The organism is Streptomyces sp. 4F14, from assembly GCF_048159485.1.
Lineage (GTDB): Bacteria > Actinomycetota > Actinomycetes > Streptomycetales > Streptomycetaceae > Streptomyces.
Map to the genome: position 1 here is coordinate 141,160 of NZ_JBLRVY010000025.1, position 19,626 is coordinate 160,785.

23 protein-coding genes are annotated in these 19,626 nt (G+C 70.6%); 21 read left to right on the plus strand and 2 right to left on the minus strand.

All coding sequences use genetic code 11. The annotated features are described in order from the left end of the window. Positions 1 to 39: 39 nt before the first annotated feature. On the minus strand, positions 40 to 831 hold the full coding sequence (locus tag ACLZOT_RS35205; RefSeq protein WP_416973208.1) for a class I SAM-dependent methyltransferase: 792 nt from the start codon (positions 829 to 831) through the stop codon (positions 40 to 42). Positions 832 to 1,046: 215 nt separating this feature from the next. On the opposite strand from ACLZOT_RS35205, the gene proS reads away from it, so the two are divergent. The 18 genes from proS (at position 1,047) to ACLZOT_RS35295 (ending at position 16,060) form a co-directional block, all read left to right on the plus strand. Continuing rightward, positions 1,047 to 2,462, plus strand: coding sequence for a proline--tRNA ligase (gene proS, locus ACLZOT_RS35210; RefSeq protein WP_416973209.1), 1,416 nt, complete (start codon positions 1,047 to 1,049; stop codon positions 2,460 to 2,462). 262 nt (positions 2,463 to 2,724) lie between these two features. After that, the gene (locus ACLZOT_RS35215) at positions 2,725 to 3,321 is read left to right on the plus strand and encodes a hypothetical protein (protein ID WP_355861052.1); all 597 of its coding nucleotides are present in this window, start codon (positions 2,725 to 2,727) and stop codon (positions 3,319 to 3,321) included. A 249-nt stretch (positions 3,322 to 3,570) separates the two neighbouring features. Then, a complete protein-coding gene (gene rpsP, locus ACLZOT_RS35220; RefSeq protein ID WP_416973210.1) occupies positions 3,571 to 3,990 on the plus strand; it encodes a 30S ribosomal protein S16 in 420 nt (139 codons plus the stop codon). Positions 3,991 to 3,995: 5 nt separating this feature from the next. Beyond that, entirely contained in the window at positions 3,996 to 4,235 is a 240-nt protein-coding gene (locus ACLZOT_RS35225) for an RNA-binding protein (RefSeq protein ID WP_003973401.1), read from the plus strand. A gap of 100 nt (positions 4,236 to 4,335) precedes the next feature. Beyond that, entirely contained in the window at positions 4,336 to 4,902 is a 567-nt protein-coding gene (rimM, locus tag ACLZOT_RS35230; RefSeq protein WP_416973211.1) for a ribosome maturation factor RimM, read from the plus strand. Next, positions 4,902 to 5,735, plus strand: a complete 834-nt coding sequence (trmD, locus tag ACLZOT_RS35235) for a tRNA (guanosine(37)-N1)-methyltransferase TrmD (protein ID WP_416973212.1) — start codon at positions 4,902 to 4,904, stop codon at positions 5,733 to 5,735. Before rimM ends, trmD begins: the two co-directional genes overlap by 1 nt. A gap of 137 nt (positions 5,736 to 5,872) precedes the next feature. Further along, positions 5,873 to 6,223, plus strand: a complete 351-nt coding sequence (rplS, locus tag ACLZOT_RS35240; protein ID WP_030943163.1) for a 50S ribosomal protein L19 — start codon at positions 5,873 to 5,875, stop codon at positions 6,221 to 6,223. Positions 6,224 to 6,259: 36 nt separating this feature from the next. Continuing rightward, the gene (lepB, locus tag ACLZOT_RS35245) at positions 6,260 to 6,946 is read left to right on the plus strand and encodes a signal peptidase I (RefSeq protein WP_416973213.1); all 687 of its coding nucleotides are present in this window, start codon (positions 6,260 to 6,262) and stop codon (positions 6,944 to 6,946) included. Further along, complete coding sequence (gene lepB / locus ACLZOT_RS35250) at positions 6,939 to 8,039, plus strand: signal peptidase I (protein ID WP_416973214.1); 1,101 nt, start codon at positions 6,939 to 6,941, stop codon at positions 8,037 to 8,039. Before lepB (ACLZOT_RS35245) ends, lepB (ACLZOT_RS35250) begins: the two co-directional genes overlap by 8 nt. Continuing rightward, a complete protein-coding gene (gene lepB, locus ACLZOT_RS35255; RefSeq protein ID WP_416973215.1) occupies positions 7,927 to 8,907 on the plus strand; it encodes a signal peptidase I in 981 nt (326 codons plus the stop codon). Before lepB (ACLZOT_RS35250) ends, lepB (ACLZOT_RS35255) begins: the two co-directional genes overlap by 113 nt. Positions 8,908 to 9,022: 115 nt before the next feature. Continuing rightward, complete coding sequence (gene lepB, locus ACLZOT_RS35260; RefSeq protein ID WP_416973216.1) at positions 9,023 to 9,808, plus strand: signal peptidase I; 786 nt, start codon at positions 9,023 to 9,025, stop codon at positions 9,806 to 9,808. A 141-nt stretch (positions 9,809 to 9,949) separates the two neighbouring features. Continuing rightward, on the plus strand, positions 9,950 to 10,483 hold the full coding sequence (locus ACLZOT_RS35265; protein WP_416973249.1) for an NUDIX hydrolase: 534 nt from the start codon (positions 9,950 to 9,952) through the stop codon (positions 10,481 to 10,483). Between the two features lie 56 nt (positions 10,484 to 10,539). Further along, entirely contained in the window at positions 10,540 to 10,848 is a 309-nt protein-coding gene (locus ACLZOT_RS35270; protein ID WP_010353840.1) for a DUF2469 domain-containing protein, read from the plus strand. Positions 10,849 to 10,927: 79 nt separating this feature from the next. Next, complete coding sequence (locus ACLZOT_RS35275; RefSeq protein WP_416973217.1) at positions 10,928 to 11,329, plus strand: YraN family protein; 402 nt, start codon at positions 10,928 to 10,930, stop codon at positions 11,327 to 11,329. A 1-nt stretch (position 11,330) separates the two neighbouring features. Further along, complete coding sequence (locus tag ACLZOT_RS35280; protein WP_416973218.1) at positions 11,331 to 12,938, plus strand: YifB family Mg chelatase-like AAA ATPase; 1,608 nt, start codon at positions 11,331 to 11,333, stop codon at positions 12,936 to 12,938. 266 nt (positions 12,939 to 13,204) lie between these two features. Continuing rightward, positions 13,205 to 14,350, plus strand: coding sequence for a DNA-processing protein DprA (dprA, locus tag ACLZOT_RS35285; protein ID WP_416973219.1), 1,146 nt, complete (start codon positions 13,205 to 13,207; stop codon positions 14,348 to 14,350). A gap of 253 nt (positions 14,351 to 14,603) precedes the next feature. Further along, entirely contained in the window at positions 14,604 to 15,443 is an 840-nt protein-coding gene (gene whiG / locus ACLZOT_RS35290; protein WP_055724640.1) for an RNA polymerase sigma factor WhiG, read from the plus strand. A 62-nt stretch (positions 15,444 to 15,505) separates the two neighbouring features. Continuing rightward, positions 15,506 to 16,060 (plus strand): TetR/AcrR family transcriptional regulator, encoded by a 555-nt coding sequence (locus tag ACLZOT_RS35295; RefSeq protein ID WP_416973250.1) that lies wholly within the window; start codon positions 15,506 to 15,508, stop codon positions 16,058 to 16,060. Here the strand turns inward: ACLZOT_RS35295 and ACLZOT_RS35300 are convergent. After that, entirely contained in the window at positions 15,952 to 16,500 is a 549-nt protein-coding gene (locus ACLZOT_RS35300; RefSeq protein WP_416973220.1) for a M23 family metallopeptidase, read from the minus strand. The two genes, ACLZOT_RS35295 and ACLZOT_RS35300, sit on opposite strands and share 109 nt — an antisense overlap. A gap of 270 nt (positions 16,501 to 16,770) precedes the next feature. Here ACLZOT_RS35300 and rpsB point away from each other — a divergent pair, with 270 nt between their 5' ends. From rpsB to pyrH, 3 genes are all read left to right on the plus strand, one after another. Continuing rightward, on the plus strand, positions 16,771 to 17,691 hold the full coding sequence (gene rpsB, locus ACLZOT_RS35305; RefSeq protein WP_416973221.1) for a 30S ribosomal protein S2: 921 nt from the start codon (positions 16,771 to 16,773) through the stop codon (positions 17,689 to 17,691). A 138-nt stretch (positions 17,692 to 17,829) separates the two neighbouring features. Continuing rightward, positions 17,830 to 18,666, plus strand: a complete 837-nt coding sequence (gene tsf, locus ACLZOT_RS35310; RefSeq protein ID WP_416973222.1) for a translation elongation factor Ts — start codon at positions 17,830 to 17,832, stop codon at positions 18,664 to 18,666. A 161-nt stretch (positions 18,667 to 18,827) separates the two neighbouring features. After that, a complete protein-coding gene (pyrH, locus tag ACLZOT_RS35315; RefSeq protein WP_416973223.1) occupies positions 18,828 to 19,577 on the plus strand; it encodes a UMP kinase in 750 nt (249 codons plus the stop codon). Positions 19,578 to 19,626: the final 49 nt, after the last annotated feature.

Genomic DNA, 19,626 nt, shown 5'->3' on the forward strand with positions numbered 1-19,626 from the left:
GCTTTCTGACCAGATCGACGCCCTCATAGGGGAGCGCGTTCAGGGCACGCGGGCGATCAGGTACCGGAACACGTTCGGCATCCAGACCGTCCCGTCCAGCCGTACGTACGGGTGCAGCGCTTCCCGGATCTCCTTGTCCACCTGGTCCTGGCCGCTCGCCTCGACGGCCGCGTCGAACAGTTCCGTCGACAGCAGTCCGCGTACGGCGCTGTCGGTGTCGGCGTACCCGAAGGGGCACGCGACGCGGCCGGAGCCGTCGGGCTTGAGACCCGCCCGGTGGGCGACCTCCTCCAGGTCGTCGCGGCAGGCGGGGCGCCAGCCGCCGTACAGGGGGTCGGCGACGCGCAGGACGGCCGACGTGGCGCAGCGTTCCGCCGGTCCCCATCCGGTGAGGACGACCGGTGAGCCGCGTTCGGCGAGGGGGACGGCGTCCGCCAGGAGGCCGGTGCCGTCGAAGGCGGTCACGAGGGTGTACGTCCGGTCCGCCGGGGGGAGGGCGCTGCCGAGGTACGTCCCCGTACGCGCGCGCGGGGACCAGGTGTCCGGCAGCAGGCGCTCGCGCGCGAGGGCGAGGCGTTCCGGTGAGCCGGGCTCGACCCCGCTGACGGCGGCTCCTCTGGACGCGGCCATCAACAGGGCCAGCCCCGACCCGCAGGCGAGGCCCAGGAGCCGGGTGCCGGGGCCGACGTCGAGGCGGTCGTACGCGGCCTCGTAGAGCGGTACGAGCATCCGTTCCTGGATCTCGGACCAGTCACGCGCGCGGGCCCCCGGTTCCGCCGGCGGGGCGGTGCCCGCGTGGGGGAGGGCCTGGCGCACGAGCGTAGGTGTCATCGAAGAGCGCCCCAATCCGCCGAGAGTTCTCGAAGCGTGTCGCCGTGTCGATTCCGCGTGGGCCCCCGTGCAGTGCTGCGGCACTTCTCCCCGCAGTTGTCAGGTAACTCCCGTACGGGGGAGCCGTCCAGGGGTCGAAGGGGTTGGTTTACGGGCGCGTCCGCGCGAGGGAAAAGAATTCACGTCCCGGCAACGTGGGCCCCTAGCATCGGGCCATGGCGAAAGCACCCGTTCTCACGCCGCGCGACGTCGACTTCCCGCGCTGGTACCAGGATCTGATCACCAAGGCCGAGCTGGCCGACAACGGGCCGGTGCGCGGCACGATGGTGATCCGACCGTACGGCTACGGGCTGTGGGAGCGGACGCAGGCGGAGATGGACGCCCGGATCAAGGCGGTCGGCGCGGAGAACGCGTACTTCCCGCTGCTGATCCCCGAGTCGTACCTCACCCGCGAGGCCGACCACGTCGAGGGTTTCGCGCCGGAGCTGGCGGTCGTGACGCACGGCGGCGGCAAGGAGCTGGAGGAGCCGGCGGTCGTGCGCCCCACCTCCGAGACGATCGTCAACGAGTACTTCTCGAAGTGGGTCCAGAGCTACCGCGATCTGCCGCTGCTCATCAACCAGTGGGCGAACGTGGTCCGTTGGGAGCTGCGCCCCCGTCTCTTCCTGCGCACGACGGAGTTCCTGTGGCAGGAGGGCCACACGGCACACGCGACGTACGAACAGGCGCGGGACTTCGCGGCGCGCATCCAGCGCGAGGTGTACGGCGACTTCATCGAGAACGTCCTCGCGATCGACTTCGTGTCGGGCCGTAAGACCCCCCGGGAGCGGTTCGCGGGGGCGATCAACACGCTCACGCTGGAGAGCATGATGGGCGACGGCAAGGCCCTCCAGATGGTCACCAGCCATGAGCTGGGCCAGAACTTCGCGCGCGCCTTCGACACCCGCTACCTGTCCCGGGAGGGCGTCCAGGAGCACGTCTGGCAGACGTCCTGGGGCTCGACGACCCGCATGATCGGCGCCCTGGTGATGACCCACGGCGACGACGACGGGCTGCGTGTCCCGCCCCGGCTCGCGCACGTCCAGGTGGTCGTGGTGGCCGTGAAGGACGACGAAGCGGTTCTGGCCAAGGTCCGTGAGGTCGCCGAACGGCTGCGCGCGGCCGGCCTCCGGGTCCGGGTCGACGACCGCACCGACACCCCCTTCGGGCGCCGCGCGGTCGACTGGGAGCTGAAGGGCGTCCCCGCGCGCGTGGAGGTCGGCCCGCGTGACCTGGCGGGCGGCACCGCGACCCTCGTACGCCGGATCCCCGGCACCAAGGAGCCGGTCGCGCTCGACGCGCTTGCCGCGCTGCTTCCCGGGTACCTGGAGGACGACCAGGCCCTCCTGCTCCAGCAGTCCCGCGAGCGCCGCGAGTCCCGGACGGCGGACTGCGCGACGGTCGAGGAGGCCATCGAGGCGGCGAGCGCGGGGAGTTGGGCGCGGGTGCCCTGGTCGGTGCTGGGTGAGGAAGGCGAAGTCAGCCTGGGGGAAAGGGCGTTGACCGTACGCTGTCTGCTCGCGGAGGACGGGTCGGTGCCGGGTGACGGGGACGCACCCGGTAACGTCGCCGTCGTCGCCCGCGCGTACTGAGGCCGGTGCCCCCGTGGCGTGAGCGCGACCGAAAGGGCTCTTGCGCCCCGGGGGATCACAGCTCCCCCGGCGCGTGGAGACGGCGTACACGCCGGGGCGTATCTGTGACTACGCACCACCTTGCGGTGAGCTGTGAGGCTTCTCCGCAGATCAGCGCACCCGCCCTCGTCTCCGCGCATCAGTGCCAACTGACGGGTACGTGCAAATTATTTGGGATGGCCCGGAATAGGAACACAGCGGCACTCCCGCTCGTTGTCATTACGTGAGCACGACACAGACACCACCTGTTCTCGCCGCAGAGTTGGCGGAGGCGTGGGCCGATATCCAGCGGTACCACCCCGAACTGCCCGACCTTGCCGCGCCAGAGTCCCTGATCGGGGAGTCGTCGTCCGCGTGCGGTCACGAACTCTCCTTCGAGCGACTGCTTCACGAGGCAGTCCATGGCATCGCCGCCGCGCGCGGCGTGCGTGACACGTCCCGCGCGGGGCGCTACCACAACCGCAGATTCCTCGCGATCGCCGAGGAGCTGGGCCTCGACCACCCGGAGGAGCCGCACCCCAGCAGCGGGTTCTCCCTGGTGACGCTCAGCCCCGAGGCCAAGCGCAGGTACCGGCCGACGATCGAGAGGCTTCAGCGCGCGCTGAAGGCTCACACGGCGGCGACGACCGCGGAGACGACGCGCGCGTTCCGCGGGCCCGCCGCCCGGCACGGCTCCTCCGGGGGCGGTGTGCGGGTCAAGGCCGTGTGCGACTGCGGGCGCAACGTCCGGGTCGTTCCGTCGGTCCTCGCGCAGGCGCCGATCGTCTGCGGGGGGTGCGGGAAGCCGTTCCGGATCCCCGAGATCGCCGGCGCCGCTTAGCGCCGTATGCACCGGCATCTCGTGGCTGCCGGTTCGGCCGTAGTGATGCCGTGCGCACCCCTGTGCGCATGGCATCCACCCGCGACTGAAGCTCCCCCCACCCTGTGGCACAATGGCTAGCTGTACTCGACAGTCGCACAGGACCCCTCTCTCCTCCGGCTGACGCGTCCATCGGGCACTCGGGTACCGCAACCCCACGCGGCTCGCTCGTCGTGCCCAACCACGTCAAAACCAGGAGAGTCCACTCCCGTGGCAGTCAAGATCAAGCTGAAGCGTCTGGGCAAGATCCGTTCGCCTCACTACCGCATCGTCGTCGCCGACTCCCGCACCCGCCGTGACGGCCGTGCGATCGAGGAGATCGGCAAGTACCACCCGACCTACCACCCGTCGGTCATCGAGGTGGACGCGGACCGCGTGGCGTACTGGCTGGGTGTCGGCGCGCAGCCGACCGAGCCCGTCCTCGCGATCCTGAAGAAGACCGGCGACTGGCAGAAGTTCAAGGGCGAGCCCGCCCCGGCTCCGCTGCTCGTCGCCGAGCCGAAGAAGGCGCGTCCCTCGTTCGAGGCCCTGGGCGGCGACGACGCGGGCAAGGGTGAGGCGATCACCCAGAAGAAGAAGGCCGAGAAGAAGGACGAGGCCGCCGCCGAGTCCGAGTCGGCCGAGGCCTGAGCAGCATGCTCGAAGAGGCGCTTGAGCACCTCGTGAAGGGCATCGTCGACAACCCCGACGACGTGCAGGTCGCCTCGCGCAACCTGCGCCGCGGGCGCGTGCTGGAGGTCCGGGTGCACCCCGACGACCTCGGCAAGGTGATCGGCCGCAACGGCCGTACCGCCCGCGCGCTGCGGACCGTCGTGGGCGCCATCGGCGGTCGTGGAGTCCGGGTCGACCTCGTCGACGTGGACCACGTGCGCTGACTTACTCGCACGCAACACCGGCTCGGGCCGGGGAGGGCCTCTTCGGGGTCGTCCCCGGCCCGTAGTCGTACCGGTAAGTTCCGACAGGAGATCAAGCACAGTGCAGTTGGTAGTCGCTCGCGTCGGCCGTGCCCACGGCATCAAGGGCGAGGTCACCGTGGAGGTCCGCACCGACGAGCCGGAGCTGCGGCTCGCGCCGGGGGCTGTCCTCGCGACCGATCCGGCCTCCGCCGGTCCCCTCACCATCGCCACCGGCCGGGTCCACAGCGGCCGGCTCCTCCTGCGCTTCGAGGGCGTCACCGAACGCAACGGCGCCGAGGCCCTGCGGAACACCCTGCTGATCGCGGACGTGGACCCGGAGGAGCTGCCCGAGGAGGAGGACGAGTACTACGACCACCAGCTCATGGACCTGGACGTCGTGACCGTCGACGGCACCGAGGTCGGCCGGATCACCGAGATCTCCCACCTGCCCTCCCAGGACCTCTTCATCGTCGAGCGCCCCGACGGCAGCGAGGTGATGATCCCGTTCGTCTCCGAGATCGTCACGGAGATCGACCTGGAGGAACAGCGCGCGGTCATCGACCCGCCCCCCGGTCTGATCGACGACCAGGCGGCCCGCGACGAAGTCGCTGATGAGCACAGTGCGTCGTCCCGGGACGAGGCGTAATGCGGCTCGACGTCGTCACGATCTTCCCCGAGTACCTCGACCCCCTGAACGTCTCCCTCGTCGGCAAGGCCCGCGCGCGCGGGCAGCTCGACGTACGGATCCACCACCTGCGGGACTGGACCCACGACCGCCACAACACGGTCGACGACACCCCCTACGGCGGCGGCCCCGGCATGGTCATGAAGACCGAGCCCTGGGGCGACGCCCTCGACGAGATCCTCGCCGACGGGTACGAGGCCGGCGCCCGTGAACCGGCGCTGATCGTCCCCACCCCCAGCGGACGCCCCTTCACCCAGGACCTCGCCGTCGAACTCTCCGAGCGGCCCTGGCTGGTGTTCACCCCGGCCCGCTACGAGGGCATCGACCGCCGGGTCATCGACGAGTACGCGACCCGGATGCCGGTGTACGAGGTGTCCATCGGCGACTACGTCCTCGCCGGCGGCGAGGCGGCCGTCCTCGTGATCACCGAGGCCGTGGCCCGGCTGCTGCCCGGCGTCCTCGGCAACGCCGAGTCGCACCGGGACGACTCCTTCGCGCCCGGCGCCATGGCGAACCTCCTCGAAGGGCCCGTCTACACCAAGCCGCCCGCCTGGCGCGGCCGCGAGATCCCCGAGACGCTGCTCAGCGGCCACCACGGGAAGATCGCCCGCTGGCGCAGGGACGAGGCGCTCAGGCGGACCACCGCCAACCGGCCCGACCTGATCGAGGGCGCCGACCCGAAGGGCTTCGACAAGAAGGACCGGGAGATGCTCTCGATCCTGGGCTGGGCACCCGACCCGGCGGGTGCGCCGTACGGCCGATTTTGGCGTCGCGCCGTTGACGTGGAAGAATAGGCGGCTGCTGCCCTGCCGTCCGGCGTTCGCCCCTGCCACAGGGGGACACGACGTCCGCTCCGACGGGAACGGCAGACCTCTACAGAACACCTAGTTTCCGCCTATGGCCTGTGGCATGGGTGAAGAAAGCAGACGAAATGTCTCACCTGCTCGACACCGTCGACGCCGCGTCGCTGCGCAGCGACGTCCCGGCCTTCCGCCCGGGTGACACCGTCAACGTCCACGTCCGCGTCATCGAGGGCAACCGCTCCCGTGTGCAGCAGTTCAAGGGCGTTGTGATCCGCCGCCAGGGCGCCGGTGTCCGCGAGACCTTCACGGTCCGCAAGGTCTCCTTCTCCGTCGGCGTCGAGCGCACCTTCCCGGTGCACACCCCGATCGTCGAGAAGATCGAGCTCGTCACCCGCGGTGACGTGCGTCGCGCCAAGCTGTACTACCTCCGCGAGCTGCGCGGCAAGGCCGCGAAGATCAAGGAGAAGCGCGACAACTGAGGTGCGCACAGCGGGGCCGGATAACATCTGGCCCCGATGGACACCGAAGTACGATCAACCGAACGCGACCGCTCACCGGGTCCCGCCGATCAGGCGGACGAGCCGGAGGGCCGGTCGCGTTTCGCGTTCCTGGACCGGCTGCCCGGCGGCCGGATCACCCTCTCCCTCCTGCTCTGCCTGGTCTTCTCCCTGCTCCTCAACGCGTTCGTGGCCAAGCCCTTCCAGATTCCCAGCGGATCCATGGAGAACGGATTGAGGATCGGGGACCGGGTTCTCGTAAATAGGTTGGCGTACCGTTTCGGTGCCGAGCCGCGCCGCGGCGACGTCATCGTGTTCGACGGCACCGGGTACTTCGGGAACTCCGACTACGTCAAGCGCGTAGTGGGAGTAGGCGGTGACCGTGTGGTCTGCTGCGACAAGGAGGGGAGGATCCAGGTGAACGGCCGGTCCGTCGACGAGTCGGCGTTCCTCTTCCCGGGCGACAGCGCGTCCTCGGTGCCTTTCGTCGTGGTCGTGCCGAAGGGCACGCTCTTCGTCCTCGGCGACCACCGCAGCCGCTCCAGCGACTCCCGCGACCACCTCGGCTCGCCGGGCGGCGGCATGATCCCCCTCGGCGCCGTCGTCGGGCGGGCCCAGTACGTCGTCTGGCCCTGGGGCCGGATCGGGCGCGTACCCGACGAGGAGGGCGCCTACGCGCGCGTCCCGGAGGGTGCGCATGGGTAACCGCGGCAGACCGCGCGGGATCCCGGAGAGCGCGGCCGAGGAGCTGCTGCCCACCGGGTCGCGGCGCACGTCCGGTACGACGTCCGCCGGCGGGCGCTCCCGCGCGGAGCGGCGCAAGCTCCAGCGCAAGGTCAAGCGCAAGCGGCGGCGCTCGGCGATGCGGGAGATACCGCTGCTCGTCGGGGTCGCCGTCCTGATCGCGCTGGTGCTGAAGACGTTCCTGGTGCAGGCGTTCGTCATCCCGTCCGGGTCGATGGAGCAGACGATCCAGATCGGCGACCGGGTCCTCGTGGACAAGTTCACGCCGTGGTTCGGCTCGAAGCCCGAGCGCGGGGACGTCGTCGTCTTCAAGGACCCCGGGGGCTGGCTCGCGGACGAGCAGTCGACGGCCAAGAAGAAGGACCCCATCGTCGTCAAGCAGGTCAAAGAGGTCCTCACCTTCATCGGGCTGCTGCCGTCCGACAACGAGAAGGACCTGATCAAGCGGGTCGTCGGGGTCGGCGGCGACGTCGTCAAGTGCTGCGACACGAACGGCAAGGTCACCGTCAACGGCGTACCCCTCGAAGAGGCGTCGTACCTGTATCCGGGCAACGAGCCCTCCCAGACCCCCTTCGAGGTCACCGTCCCCCAGGGGCGGCTGTGGGTGATGGGCGACCACCGGGCGAACTCGGCGGACTCCCGCTCCCACCAGAACACGTCGTACGGCGGCACGGTCGCCGAGGACGAGGTCGTCGGCCGGGCCATGGTCATCGCCTGGCCGGTGGGTCACTGGACGAGCTTCAAGGATCCGCAAACCTTTGCTTCTGTGGCGAAGTCGGCAGCGCAGAAGGCCGCCGCCTCCTCGCCGTCGCATAGGGTTGCCCAGGACGATCCGAACGGAACCGTCCGACTCCCGAGCCCTGCGGAACTCCCGCTCGTTATGGGAGTAGTGGGCCTGCGTCGTCGGTGGGGCAGGCAGCGGCACAGAGTGAGGAGCTGGCGTGAGGGATGTGGCGGTTGGCGCACGGTCCGGTCAGGACGGCGAGGATCACCGCGGACGTTCCGTGGAGGACGCCGTCCCGGCTGCGGACGACGCCGTGACCTCCGGGAGTGAGCCCGCCGCGGGCGCTCCCGGGAACGGGGAGCCACCCGAGGAGGACGGCCCTTCCGAGGGCGGGGACGGATCGGCGCCCAAGGCGAAGAAGCCGCGCTCCTTCTGGAAGGAGCTGCCGATCCTCATCGGGATCGCGCTCGTCCTCGCGCTGCTGATCAAGACGTTCCTGGTGCAGGCGTTCTCGATCCCCTCCGACTCGATGCAGAACACCCTCCAGCAGGGGGACCGGGTTCTCGTCGACAAGCTCACCCCGTGGTTCGGGTCCGAGCCCGAGCGTGGCGAGGTCGTCGTCTTCCACGACCCGGACAACTGGCTCGCCGGTGAGCCGACGGCCGACCCGAACGCGATCCAGACCTTCCTGAGCTGGATCGGCCTCATGCCGTCCGCGCAGGAGAAGGACCTGATCAAGCGGGTCATCGGGGTCGGCGGCGACACGATCGAGTGCAAGGGGACCGGGCCGCTCAAGGTCAACGGCAAGGCGCTCAACGAGCCGTACGTCTACCCCGGGAACACGCCCTGCTCCATGGACGACCAGGGCGGGCAGTTCACCGTCAAGGTGCCCAAGGGCATGATCTGGGTGATGGGCGACCACCGCCAGAACTCCCGTGACTCCCGCTACAACCAGTCCGACAAGAACCACGGCATGGTGCCGGTCGACGAGGTCGTGGGGCGCGCGATCGTCAAGGCGTGGCCCATCAACCGCTGGGGCACCCTGCCGGTTCCGGACACCTTCGACCAGTCCGGGCTGAACAACCAGTCCTCGGCCGCGCTGAGCGTGGCTCCGCAGGGGGTCGCGCTGGTGGGGATGGTGCCGGTGGTGCTGTGGCGGCGGCGCAAGCACGCGGGGGCGGCTGCGGAACGCGGCTGACCATTCGGCAGGGCTTCTCGGGGCCCGTCGGGACGCACCGGGTGCGTTCTGGCGGGCCTCCCGCGTTGTCCGGGGGTGTGTGCTTGTCCGGTACCGCCCGGTAGGGTGCCGGGTCATGGGTGGTGAGAGTGTGACGCGTACGGCTCCGCGCGGCGGACAGGCTTCTTCGGCGGGGGCTCCCGCGGGCGGCAAGCTCGGGAACAGGCTGTCCGGGGTGGCCGTCGCCCTCGGGATCGTCATGTTCCTGGGAGGGTTCGCCTGGGCCGCGCTCGTGTACCGGCCGTACACCGTGCCGACGAACTCCATGTCGCCCACCATCCAGGCCGGCGACCGGGTGCTCGGTGAGCGGATCGGCGGGGGCGAGGTGCGCCGGGGCGACGTCGTCGTCTTCACCGACAAGACGTGGGTCGAGAACGCGGCCGTCGTCAAGCGGGTCGTCGCGGTCGGCGGGGACACCGTCGCCTGCTGCACCGACGGGAAGCTGACGGTCAACGGCAAGAAGATCACCGAGCCGTATCTCGCCGACGGGATCGCGGAGGTCACCGGCTTCCCGACGATCACCGTGCCCGAGGGGCGGCTGTTCCTGCTCGGGGACGAGCGGCAGGGGTCGCTGGACTCCACCGCGCACCTCACGGACGCGGCGCAGGGGACGGTGGCCCGCAGCGCCGTGAAGGCGCGGGTCGACGCGGTCGTCTGGCCGATGAACGGGATGCTGAAGAAACCGACCGGGTTCGAGACGCTGGGCGCGCTGTCCGAGCCGGGGCCGATCCGGATGATCGTCGGGCTGATCGTCGTGGGCGGGGTGCTGGTGCTGGGCGGTGGGGCGTACGGGCCGGTCGCGGGGTTCGTGGGCCGGGTACGGCAGCGGGGGGCGGCTCGGGCGGCGGCCGGTGCGGCCTGAGAGGGCCGGGGTGGGACGACTGGTGGGGCCGGGGCGATCGGAGGGGCTGGGGTAGTGGCTGACGGGGCCGGGGTGGCTGGAGGGTTGCCGGGCGTGGACGGGGTTGTCGGTGCGGGCGGGGTTTCGGGTGGGCCCGCCGGTGTGGACGGGGTTTCCGGTGGACCGGCCGGTGCGGCTGAGGCGCTCGCCTCGGGGCCGTTGCGGAAGGTCGCCCGGGTCGTGCTGCTCGACCCCGAGGACCGGGTCCTGCTGCTGCACGGGCATGAGCCCGACGACCCCGGGAACGACTGGTGGTTCACCCCCGGCGGGGGCGTCGAGGCCGGGGAGACGCGCGAGGAGGCCGCCCTGCGGGAACTCGTCGAGGAGACCGGGATCAGGGACGTACGGCTCGGGCCCGTGCTGTGGCGGCGGGTGTGCTCCTTCCCCTTCGCGGGGCGGCGCTGGGACCAGGACGAGTGGTACTACCTCGCGCGTACGACGACGACGGCGACCCGTGCCACCGCCCTCACGGAGCTGGAGCGCCGCAGCGTCTCCGGTGCGCGTTGGTGGACCTGTCAGGAACTGGGGCGGGCGCATGAGACGGTGTATCCGACCAGACTTGCCGAGCTGCTGCGCCGGCTGCTCGACGAAGGGCCCCCGCCCAGGCCCGTGACCCTTGACACGGAAATCGTCTAGGGGCGCGCGGGACTGGCGCACAATGGTGGGACCGCACGGCTGAAGGGGAACATGCCATGAGCGCCGAGGACCTCGAAAAGTACGAGACCGAGATGGAGCTGAAGCTCTATCGGGAGTACCGCGATGTCGTCGGGTTGTTCAAGTATGTGATCGAGACGGAGCGGCGGTTCTATCTCACCAACGACTACGAGATGCAGGTGCACTCGGTCCAGGGTGAGGTGTTCTTCGAGGTGTCCATGGCGGATGCCTGGGTGTGGGACATGTACCGGCCGGCTCGGTTCGTGAAGCAGGTCCGGGTGCTGACGTTCAAGGACGTGAACATCGAGGAGCTGAACAAGAGCGATCTGGAGCTGCCGGGGAACTGAGCGCGTCACCCTTGTGGGTGACGGAGTTTTCCACAGGCGTCCGCTTGTCCACCAAGATCCTTTCGGGGTCGCGGGATGCGTGATCGTCGGTGCCGGAGGTGGTGCCGACATGAACGCCGATCTGGCACGCAAGGCAATCGGAGAGTACGGCGAGGAGCTGGCCGCGCGGCGGCTGGCCGACGCCGGGATGACGGTCCTGGAGCGCAACTGGCGCTCCGGCAGGGCCGGTGAGATCGACATCGTGGCGCGGGACGGGGACGTCCTGGTCGTCTGCGAGGTGAAGACACGGCGGGACGGGGCCTTCCAGCACCCCCTCGCCGGTGTGACTTCCCAGAAGGCGGACCGCCTGCGCGGCCTCGCCGAACACTGGCTCCACACCCACGGCGGCGCCCCGCCCGGGGGCGTCCGCATCGACGTCGTCGCGGTCCTCCTGCCCCGGCGGGGCGCCGCCGTGGTCGAGCACGTGCGGGGGGTGGCCTGAGATGGGGTTCGCACGCACGTGTTCCGTCGCCCTGGTCGGCGTCGAGGGCGTCGTCGTCGAGGTCCAGGCGGATCTGGAGCCGGGGGTGGCGGCGTTCACGCTGGTGGGGTTGCCGGACAAGAGCCTGACGGAGAGCAAGGACCGGGTGCGGGCGGCGGTCGTCAACTCGGGGGCTGTCTGGCCGTCCAAGAAGCTCACCGTGGGCCTGAGCCCGGCGTCCGTGCCGAAGAGCGGCAGCGGGTTCGACCTCGCGGTCGCGGCGGCGGTGCTCGGAGCGGCCGAGCGGATCGACCCGAGGGTCCTCGCCGACATCGTGATGATCGGGGAGCTGGGGCTCGACGGCCGGGTGCGTCCGGTGCGCGGGGTCCTGCCGGCCGTACTGGCGGCGGCGGACGCGGGGTACGAGCAGGTGGTGGTGCCCGAGTCCGGCGTACCGGAGGCGTCGTTGGTGCCCGGGGTGTCGGTGCTGGGCGTGCGGAGTCTGCGGCAGCTGATCGCCGTCCTCACCGACGAGCCCGTGCCGGACGAGGAACCGGTGCTGGGGGAGGTGCGCCCCGACCCGTTCCTGGCGGGGCTGGCCCTGCCCGGCACCGGACTGGGCGGCGGGCCGCCGGGCGGACACCAGCCGGATCTGGCCGACGTGGCCGGGCAGACCCTGGCCAGGACCGCCCTGGAGGTGGCGGCGGCCGGACGGCATCACGTCTTCTTCAAGGGCCCGCCGGGCGCCGGCAAGACGATGCTCGCCGAACGGCTCCCGGGGCTGCTGCCCGAGCTGAGCCGGCAGGAGTCCCTGGAGGTCACGGCCGTGCACTCCGTCGCGGGCGTCCTGCCGCCGGGGCACCCCCTGGTGGACCGGTCGCCCTATTGCGCCCCGCACCACTCGGCGACCATGGCCTCCCTGGTGGGTGGCGGGAACGGCTTCCCGAGGCCCGGCGCGGTCTCCTTGTCTCACCATGGCGTGCTTTTTCTGGATGAAGCGGCGGAATTCCACAGCAGCGTCCTGGACAGCCTGCGCCAGCCTCTGGAGTCCGGCCATGTGGTGGTCGCCCGGGCGGCGGGGATGCTCCGGATGCCCGCCAGGTTCCTGATGGTCCTGGCGGCGAACCCCTGTCCCTGTGGCAGGTTCGGGATGGGGGACGACATCTGTGAATGCCGGCCCTCGTCCATCAAGCGGTACCGGGCGCGGCTGTCCGGGCCCTTGATGGACCGGGTCGACCTGCGGGTCACGGTGGAGCCGGTCAGCCGCGCGGAACTCCTGGGGGCGGGTGTGAGCGGCGAGTCGACCGCCGTTGTCGCCGACCGGGTCCGCCTGGCGCGTGAACGGGCGGCCCGGCGGTACGAGGGGCACCCCTGGCGGACCAACAGCGAGGTGCCCGGCCATGAGCTGCGTACCCGCTGGCACGTCCAGTCCGGGGCGCTCATGAAGGCCGAGGCCGACTTGGACCGGGGTCTGCTGAGCGCTCGGGGGCTCGACCGCGTCCTGCGGGTCGCCTGGACCGTCGCCGACCTCGCGGGCCGGGACCGTCCCTCGGCCAACGACGTCAACTGGGCTCTGGAGCTGCGTACCGGGATCCGGCGGGGAGCGGTCCTCGAAGCGATCGGTTCGTGACGCGGGAGCGGTGGCTCGGGCTGCGCATCTGTGGTGGGTGCGCAGCCCTCTTCCCAGAGGTGTCAGAGGTGAGGGGCGGCCCCTTCCCGAGGGCACCGGAGTCGATGGGCCGTTCCCTTCCCGAGCATGTCCGAGGCGATCGGCGGTCCACTCCCCGAGGGTGTTCGAGGTGATCGGCGGTCCCCCTGAGGGTGTTCGACGGGCGGCCCCTTCAGAGGGTGTTTGCGGTGACCAGAGGGTTTTTGCGGCGATGGAAGGAGCGGTGGATGGACGAGGAAGAGCGGGTGGCTCGGGTTTTTCTTGGGCGGGTTGTCGAGCCGGGGGATGAGGCTGGGGGGCGGTGGGTTCGGGAGGTGGGGGCTGTGGAGGCGGTGCGGTGGGTTCGGCGGGGTGGGATGGGGCCGGAGGGGATCGGGGAGCGGAAGTGGAGTGGGATGTGTGGGCGGGCCTCGGGAGTCGAGGCTGAGCGGGATCTTGAGGTGGCTCGGGGGGTGGGGGCTCGGTTCGTCGGTCCGGGGGAGGGGGAGTGGCCGTCCACGCTGGACGAGTTGGGGGATGCGCGGCCCTTGGGACTGTGGGTGCGGGGGCGGGCCAGTCTGCGGGTGTGGGCGTTGCGGTCGGTGGCCGTCGTCGGGGCCCGGGCCTGCACGGAGTACGGGGCTCATGTGGGGGCCGCCATGGGGTCGGGGCTGGCCGAGCGGGGGTGGGTCGTGGTGTCCGGGGGCGCTTATGGGGTGGACGGGGCCGCTCATCGCGGGGCGCTGGGGGTCGGCGGGGCGACCGTCGCCGTGCTGGCCTGCGGTGTGGATCAGGCTTATCCGCGCGGGCACACGGAGTTGATCGAGCGGATCGCCGAGCAGGGCCTCGTGGTCGGGGAGTTGCCGCCGGGCGCGCACCCGACGCCCAGCCGGTTCGTGCTGCGCAACCGGGTCATCGCCGCGCTGACACGGGGGACGGTCGTCGTGGAGGCGGCGGTGCGCAGCGGCTCCCTGGTGACGGCCCGGGCGGCGCAGCGGCTGGGCCGGTACACGATGGGCGTGCCGGGCCCGGTGACGAGCGCGCTCTCGGCCGGCGTGCACGAACTGCTGCGCGGCGACGGCCTGGTGGTGACGGACGCCGCCGATGTCGTGGAGCTGGTGGGGGAGATGGGCGAACTGGGCCCCGAGCGCAGGGGTCCCGTCCTGCCCCGGGACCTGCTGGGCCCGGCGACCGCGCAGGTGCTGGAGGCGCTGCCGGGGAACCGGCCCGCCGGGGCCGCGGAGATCGCCCGGGCCGCGCTGACCTCCCGGGACGAGGCGGTCGCCCGGCTGTACGAACTGCGGGCGCTCGGGTACGTCGAACGACACGGCGAGAGCTGGAAGTTGACACGCCAGGCGGTGATGTCCGTTCGCGACGGTCGGGGCGGTCGGTGAGGCGCGCGGTTCGGCCGTCCGAGGGAACGCGTAACCCCTTGGGAATTCCGGCAGTTGACGGACGCGACAGATCACACGAGTACCGGGCGGAGCCCTGGGAGACCGGAGAGTGAACGTATCTGCGCACCGTCCGGGGCTCGTTCCTCGCACACCGCGACAGCTTTGTCACGCTACGCTCACGAGGATTCCGGCACAGACCGGCCGTAGGCACCCCTACCTCACGTACGCACGGCAGAACGGCACAAGGCGACGAATGCCCCAGCACACCTCCGGGTCCGACCGGACGGCTGTCCCCCCAGCCGCCCGGGACGGTGGCAGCGTGCGGCCCGCTCCCTCGACGCTCGACGAGCTGTGGCGGTCGTACAAGGAGACGGGGGACGAGCGGCTGCGGGAGCAGCTGATCCTGCACTACTCGCCCCTCGTGAAATACGTGGCGGGACGGGTCAGCGTGGGGCTGCCGCCCAACGTCGAGCAGGCGGACTTCGTGTCGTCCGGGATCTTCGGGCTGATCGACGCGATCGAGAAGTTCGACGTCGGCCGGGAGATCAAGTTCGAGACGTACGCGATCACCCGGATCCGGGGGGCGATGATCGACGAGCTGCGGGCGCTGGACTGGATCCCGCGGTCCGTGCGGCAGAAGGCGCGCAACGTCGAGCGGGCGTACGCGACGCTGGAGGCGCGGCTGCGGCGTACGCCCAGCGAGCAGGAGGTGGCGGCGGAGCTGGGGATCGCCGTCGAGGACCTGCACGCCGTCTTCAGCCAGTTGTCGCTGGCCAACGTCGTCGCGCTGGACGAGCTGCTGCACGTCGGGAGCGAGAGCGGCGACGGGCTCAGCTTCGTGGACACCCTGGAGGACCACGCCGCTGACAACCCCGTCGAGGTCGCCGAGGACCGGGAGCTGCGGAGGTTCCTGGCGCGGGCGATCAACACCCTGCCGGACCGGGAGAAGACCGTCGTGACGCTGTACTACTACGAGGGGCTCACGCTCGCGGAGATCGGGAACGTGCTGGGGGTGACCGAGAGCCGGGTCAGCCAGATCCACACGAAGTCGGTGCTGCAGCTGCGGGCGAAGCTGGCCGGGTTCGGACGCTGAGTCTCCCGTGCGGGGCGGGGCGTCCGTACAGTGGACGTGTGCCAAGGATTCGAGCGGCCTCCGTGGCCGAGCACCGGTCGATGCAGCGCGCCGCCCTGTTGGACGCGGCCCGGTCCCTGCTGTCCGAGGGGGGCACGGAGGAGCTGACCTTCCCCGCGCTCGCCGAGCGGACGGGGCTCGCGCGGTCGTCGGTGTACGAGTACTTCCGCTCCCGCGCGGCCGTCGTCGAGGAGCTGTGCGAGGTCGACTTCCCCGTCTGGGCCGCCGAGGTCGAGAAGGCCATGGGGGCGGCCCGCGGGGGTGCCGCCAAGGTCGAGGCGTACGTCCGCAAGCAGCTGGAGCTGGTCGGGGACCGGCGCCACCGCGCTGTCGTCGCCATCTCCGCGAGCGAGCTGGACGCGGGGGCCCGGGAGAAGATCCGCGCCGCCCACGGTGGCCTCGTCGCGATGATCGTCGAGGCGCTGGCGGAACTGGGTCACGAGGAGCCGCGGCTCGCCGCGATGCTGGTTCAGGGCGTGGTGGACTCCGCGGTACGGCGGATCGAGCTGGGGGTGGAGGAGCCGGGGGTGGTCGCCGAGGCGGCGGTGGCGATGGTGCTGCGGGGAGTGTCCAGGTAGGGGAGCAGTCTGGGTGGGGTCCGGGGGAGGAGCGACCAGGGGTTGAGGTAGGTGTCTCCCTGTTTCAGGCCCCAGTGGAGGCAGGGGATCGCACAGTGGGTTCCGCCGGGTTCCACCTCGCCGATGATCTGTCCCTCCTCGACCTCGTCTCCCCCGGAGACCGTGGGGCGGACCGGTTCGTAGGTCGTGTGGAGTCCTGTCGCCGTCAGTTCCAGGGTGACCACTCCCCTGCCCGCCACCCGGCCCGCGAAGGCCACCCGGGCCCGGGACACCGCGCGGACCGGGGTGCCCGGAGGCGCTGACAGGTCCACGCCCCGGTGGCCGGCGGCGTACGGCGTCGGGGGCGGCTCGTAGGGGCGCAGGACCGGGGGCCGGGGAGTCACCGGCCAGGTGGCGGTCGGGGGCAGGAGCAGGAGCAGGGCGCAGAGGGCTTTGTGCATGCCCGCAAGCGTGGTCCCCGGCGGCCTCGCACGTTCACGCCTGTGGAGTACTCCCGGGTTGTGGACAGCGGCGTCATCCGGGGGTGTACGCGTCCCGTACACTTCTAGCGGCGATCCGGGTCACCGGGTCGACTTCGCACGCCCCGGTACGGGGCCGGAAACGGCCCGTATCTGCGCCCCTCGGTCCTTCGTGGCTCGGCGCACGTGGGCGTCAGGCGCGGGAGCCGTCCGGCACCCGCGGCACAACCGAGAAAAACAAGGAGTGCGGCCATGGCCGTCGTCACGATGCGGGAGCTGCTGGAGAGCGGCGTCCACTTCGGTCACCAGACCCGTCGCTGGAACCCGAAGATGAAGCGCTTCATCTTCACCGAGCGCAACGGCATCTACATCATCGACCTGCTCCAGTCGCTGTCGTACATCGACCGCGCCTACGAGTTCGTCAAGGAGACCGTCGCCCACGGCGGCACGGTCATGTTCGTCGGTACGAAGAAGCAGGCGCAGGAGGCCATCGCCGAGCAGGCGACCCGCGTCGGCATGCCGTACGTCAACCAGCGCTGGCTGGGCGGCATGCTCACCAACTTCTCCACCGTCTACAAGCGCCTTCAGCGTCTGAAGGAGCTTGAGCTCATCGACTTCGAGGACGTCGCCGCGTCCGGTCTCACCAAGAAGGAACTCCTCGTGCTCTCGCGCGAGAAGGCCAAGCTGGAGAAGACCCTCGGCGGTATCCGCGAGATGTCCAAGGTCCCCAGCGCCGTCTGGATCGTGGACACCAAGAAGGAGCACATCGCCGTCGGCGAGGCCCGCAAGCTGAACATCCCGGTCGTCGCGATCCTCGACACCAACTGCGACCCCGACGAGGTCGACTACAAGATCCCGGGCAACGACGACGCGATCCGCTCCGTCACCCTGCTCACCCGCGTCATCGCCGACGCCGTCGCCGAGGGCCTCATCTCCCGCTCCGGCGTCAACACCGGTGACAAGGGCGACAAGGCCGCCGCCGAGCCGCTCGCGGCCTGGGAGCGCGACCTCCTTGAGGGCGAGAAGAAGGCCGACGAAGCGCCCGCCGCCGAGGCCGCCGCTGTCGAGGCCCCCGCCGCTGAGGCCGAGGCTGTCGAGGCCGCCGCCGAGGAGACCCCGGCCGCCGAGGCCGAGGCCGTCGAGGCGCCCGCCGCCGAGGCCGAGCAGGGCTGATCCGCCACCGTCAGCGTTGACGGCGGGGGCGACGCCATCCAAGGCGCCCCCGCCGTTCACCCACAGGTCCCGCGCCACCGCTGCACGTAGGCCGGGACCGGGTAGATCTTCCAGACTTCGAGAAAGACTTACAGACTCATGGCGAACTACACCGCCGCCGACGTCAAGAAGCTCCGCGAGCTCACCGGTGCCGGCATGATGGACTGCAAGAAGGCGCTGGACGAGGCCGAGGGCAACGTCGAGAAGGCCGTCGAGGCGCTGCGCATCAAGGGCCAGAAGGGCGTCGCCAAGCGCGAGGGCCGCTCCGCCGAGAACGGCGCCGTGGTCTCGATCATCGCGGACGACAACTCCACCGGCGTCCTCGTCGAGCTGAAGTGCGAGACCGACTTCGTCGCCAAGGGCGAGAAGTTCCAGGCCGTCGCCCAGCAGATCGCCGAGCACGTCGCCGCGACCTCCCCGGCCGACCTCGCCACCCTCCTCTCCTCCGAGATCGAGGCCGGCAAGACCGTCCAGGCGTTCGTCGACGAGGCCAACGCCAACCTCGGCGAGAAGATCGTCCTCGACCGCTTCGCGCAGTACGACGACGGCTTCGTCCTCGCGTACATGCACCGCACGATGCCCGACCTGCCCCCGCAGATCGGTGTCCTCGTCGAGCTGGACAAGCCCAACGCCGAGGTGGCCAAGGGCATCGCCCAGCACATCGCCGCCTTCGCGCCGAAGTACCTCACCAAGGACGAGGTCCCGGCCGAGGTCGTCGAGTCGGAGCGCCGTATCGCCGAGGAGACCACCCGCGCCGAGGGCAAGCCCGAGGCCGCGATCGCCAAGATCGTCGAGGGTCGCGTGAACGGCTTCTTCAAGGACGCCACGCTGCTCGGCCAGCCCTACGCGCTGGACAACAAGAAGTCCGTCCAGAAGGTCCTGGACGAGGCCGGTGTCACCCTGAAGCGCTTCACGCGCATCAAGGTCGGCATCTGAGTCCGTACCGCGACGAGCGCCCGATCCCGATAAGGTCGGGTGCGCGTGACGGACGACAGCAGATCTGACGAGGAGGCCATTGCCGCGCACGGGTTGCGAACACACCCCACCGGCAGTGGCCTTCTTCGTATGTGCACCACGTGAAAGAGGCGGGATCACCCATGACCCAGAAGAGCGACGACGGCAAGGTACGCGGCCGGTTCATGCTGAAGCTGTCCGGCGAGGCGTTCGCCGGGGGCGGCGGCCTGGGTGTGGACCCCGACGTCGTGCACAAGATCGCCCGGGAGATCGCCGCCGTCGTCCGGGACGGCGCCCAGATCGCCGTCGTCATCGGCGGCGGCAACTTCTTCCGGGGCGCCGAGCTCCAGGTCCGCGGCATGGACCGGGCCCGCTCGGACTACATGGGCATGCTCGGCACCGTCATGAACTGCCTCGCCCTCCAGGACTTCCTGGAGAAGGAGGGCATCGACAGCCGGGTGCAGACCGCCATCACGATGGGCCAGGTCGCCGAGCCGTACATCCCGCTGCGCGCCGTACGCCACCTGGAGAAGGGCCGCGTCGTCATCTTCGGCGCCGGTATGGGCATGCCGTACTTCTCCACGGACACCACCGCCGCCCAGCGCGCCCTGGAGATCGACGCCGAGGCCCTCCTCATGGGCAAGAACGGCGTCGACGGGGTCTACGACTCCGACCCCAAGGCCAACCCGGACGCGGTCAAGTTCGACGCGCTCGGCTACGGCGACGTCATCACCCGCGACCTCAAGGTCGCCGACGCCACCGCGATCACGCTCTGCCGCGACAACAAGCTGCCCATCCTCGTCTTCGAGCTGCTGGCCGAGGGCAATATCGCGCGCGCAGTCAAGGGTGAGAAGATCGGCACGCTGGTGGGTGACCAGGACACCCGGGCCTGACCGGGGGATGGACAATGTCCTGCCGGTCGGGAACCGTGCAGGAAGAAGA

Excerpts from the sequence above, each read along its gene's own strand:
- lepB (WP_416973216.1), top strand. The coding sequence starts at position 9,023 with ATGGGTGGTGAGAGTGTGACGCGTACGGCTCCGCGCGGCGGACAGGCT.
- lepB (WP_416973214.1), top strand. The coding sequence starts at position 6,939 with ATGGGTAACCGCGGCAGACCGCGCGGGATCCCGGAGAGCGCGGCCGAG.
- rpsB (WP_416973221.1), top strand. The coding sequence starts at position 16,771 with ATGGCCGTCGTCACGATGCGGGAGCTGCTGGAGAGCGGCGTCCACTTC.
- trmD (WP_416973212.1), top strand. The coding sequence starts at position 4,902 with ATGCGGCTCGACGTCGTCACGATCTTCCCCGAGTACCTCGACCCCCTG.
- ACLZOT_RS35270 (WP_010353840.1), top strand. The coding sequence starts at position 10,540 with ATGAGCGCCGAGGACCTCGAAAAGTACGAGACCGAGATGGAGCTGAAG.
- lepB (WP_416973213.1), top strand. The coding sequence starts at position 6,260 with ATGGACACCGAAGTACGATCAACCGAACGCGACCGCTCACCGGGTCCC.
- pyrH (WP_416973223.1), top strand. The coding sequence starts at position 18,828 with ATGACCCAGAAGAGCGACGACGGCAAGGTACGCGGCCGGTTCATGCTG.
- ACLZOT_RS35205 (WP_416973208.1), bottom strand. The coding sequence starts at position 831 with ATGACACCTACGCTCGTGCGCCAGGCCCTCCCCCACGCGGGCACCGCC.
- ACLZOT_RS35225 (WP_003973401.1), top strand. The coding sequence starts at position 3,996 with ATGCTCGAAGAGGCGCTTGAGCACCTCGTGAAGGGCATCGTCGACAAC.
- dprA (WP_416973219.1), top strand. The coding sequence starts at position 13,205 with ATGGACGAGGAAGAGCGGGTGGCTCGGGTTTTTCTTGGGCGGGTTGTC.
- proS (WP_416973209.1), top strand. The coding sequence starts at position 1,047 with ATGGCGAAAGCACCCGTTCTCACGCCGCGCGACGTCGACTTCCCGCGC.
- ACLZOT_RS35300 (WP_416973220.1), bottom strand. The coding sequence starts at position 16,500 with ATGCACAAAGCCCTCTGCGCCCTGCTCCTGCTCCTGCCCCCGACCGCC.
- tsf (WP_416973222.1), top strand. The coding sequence starts at position 17,830 with ATGGCGAACTACACCGCCGCCGACGTCAAGAAGCTCCGCGAGCTCACC.
- ACLZOT_RS35280 (WP_416973218.1), top strand. The coding sequence starts at position 11,331 with ATGGGGTTCGCACGCACGTGTTCCGTCGCCCTGGTCGGCGTCGAGGGC.
- whiG (WP_055724640.1), top strand. The coding sequence starts at position 14,604 with ATGCCCCAGCACACCTCCGGGTCCGACCGGACGGCTGTCCCCCCAGCC.
- rplS (WP_030943163.1), top strand. The coding sequence starts at position 5,873 with ATGTCTCACCTGCTCGACACCGTCGACGCCGCGTCGCTGCGCAGCGAC.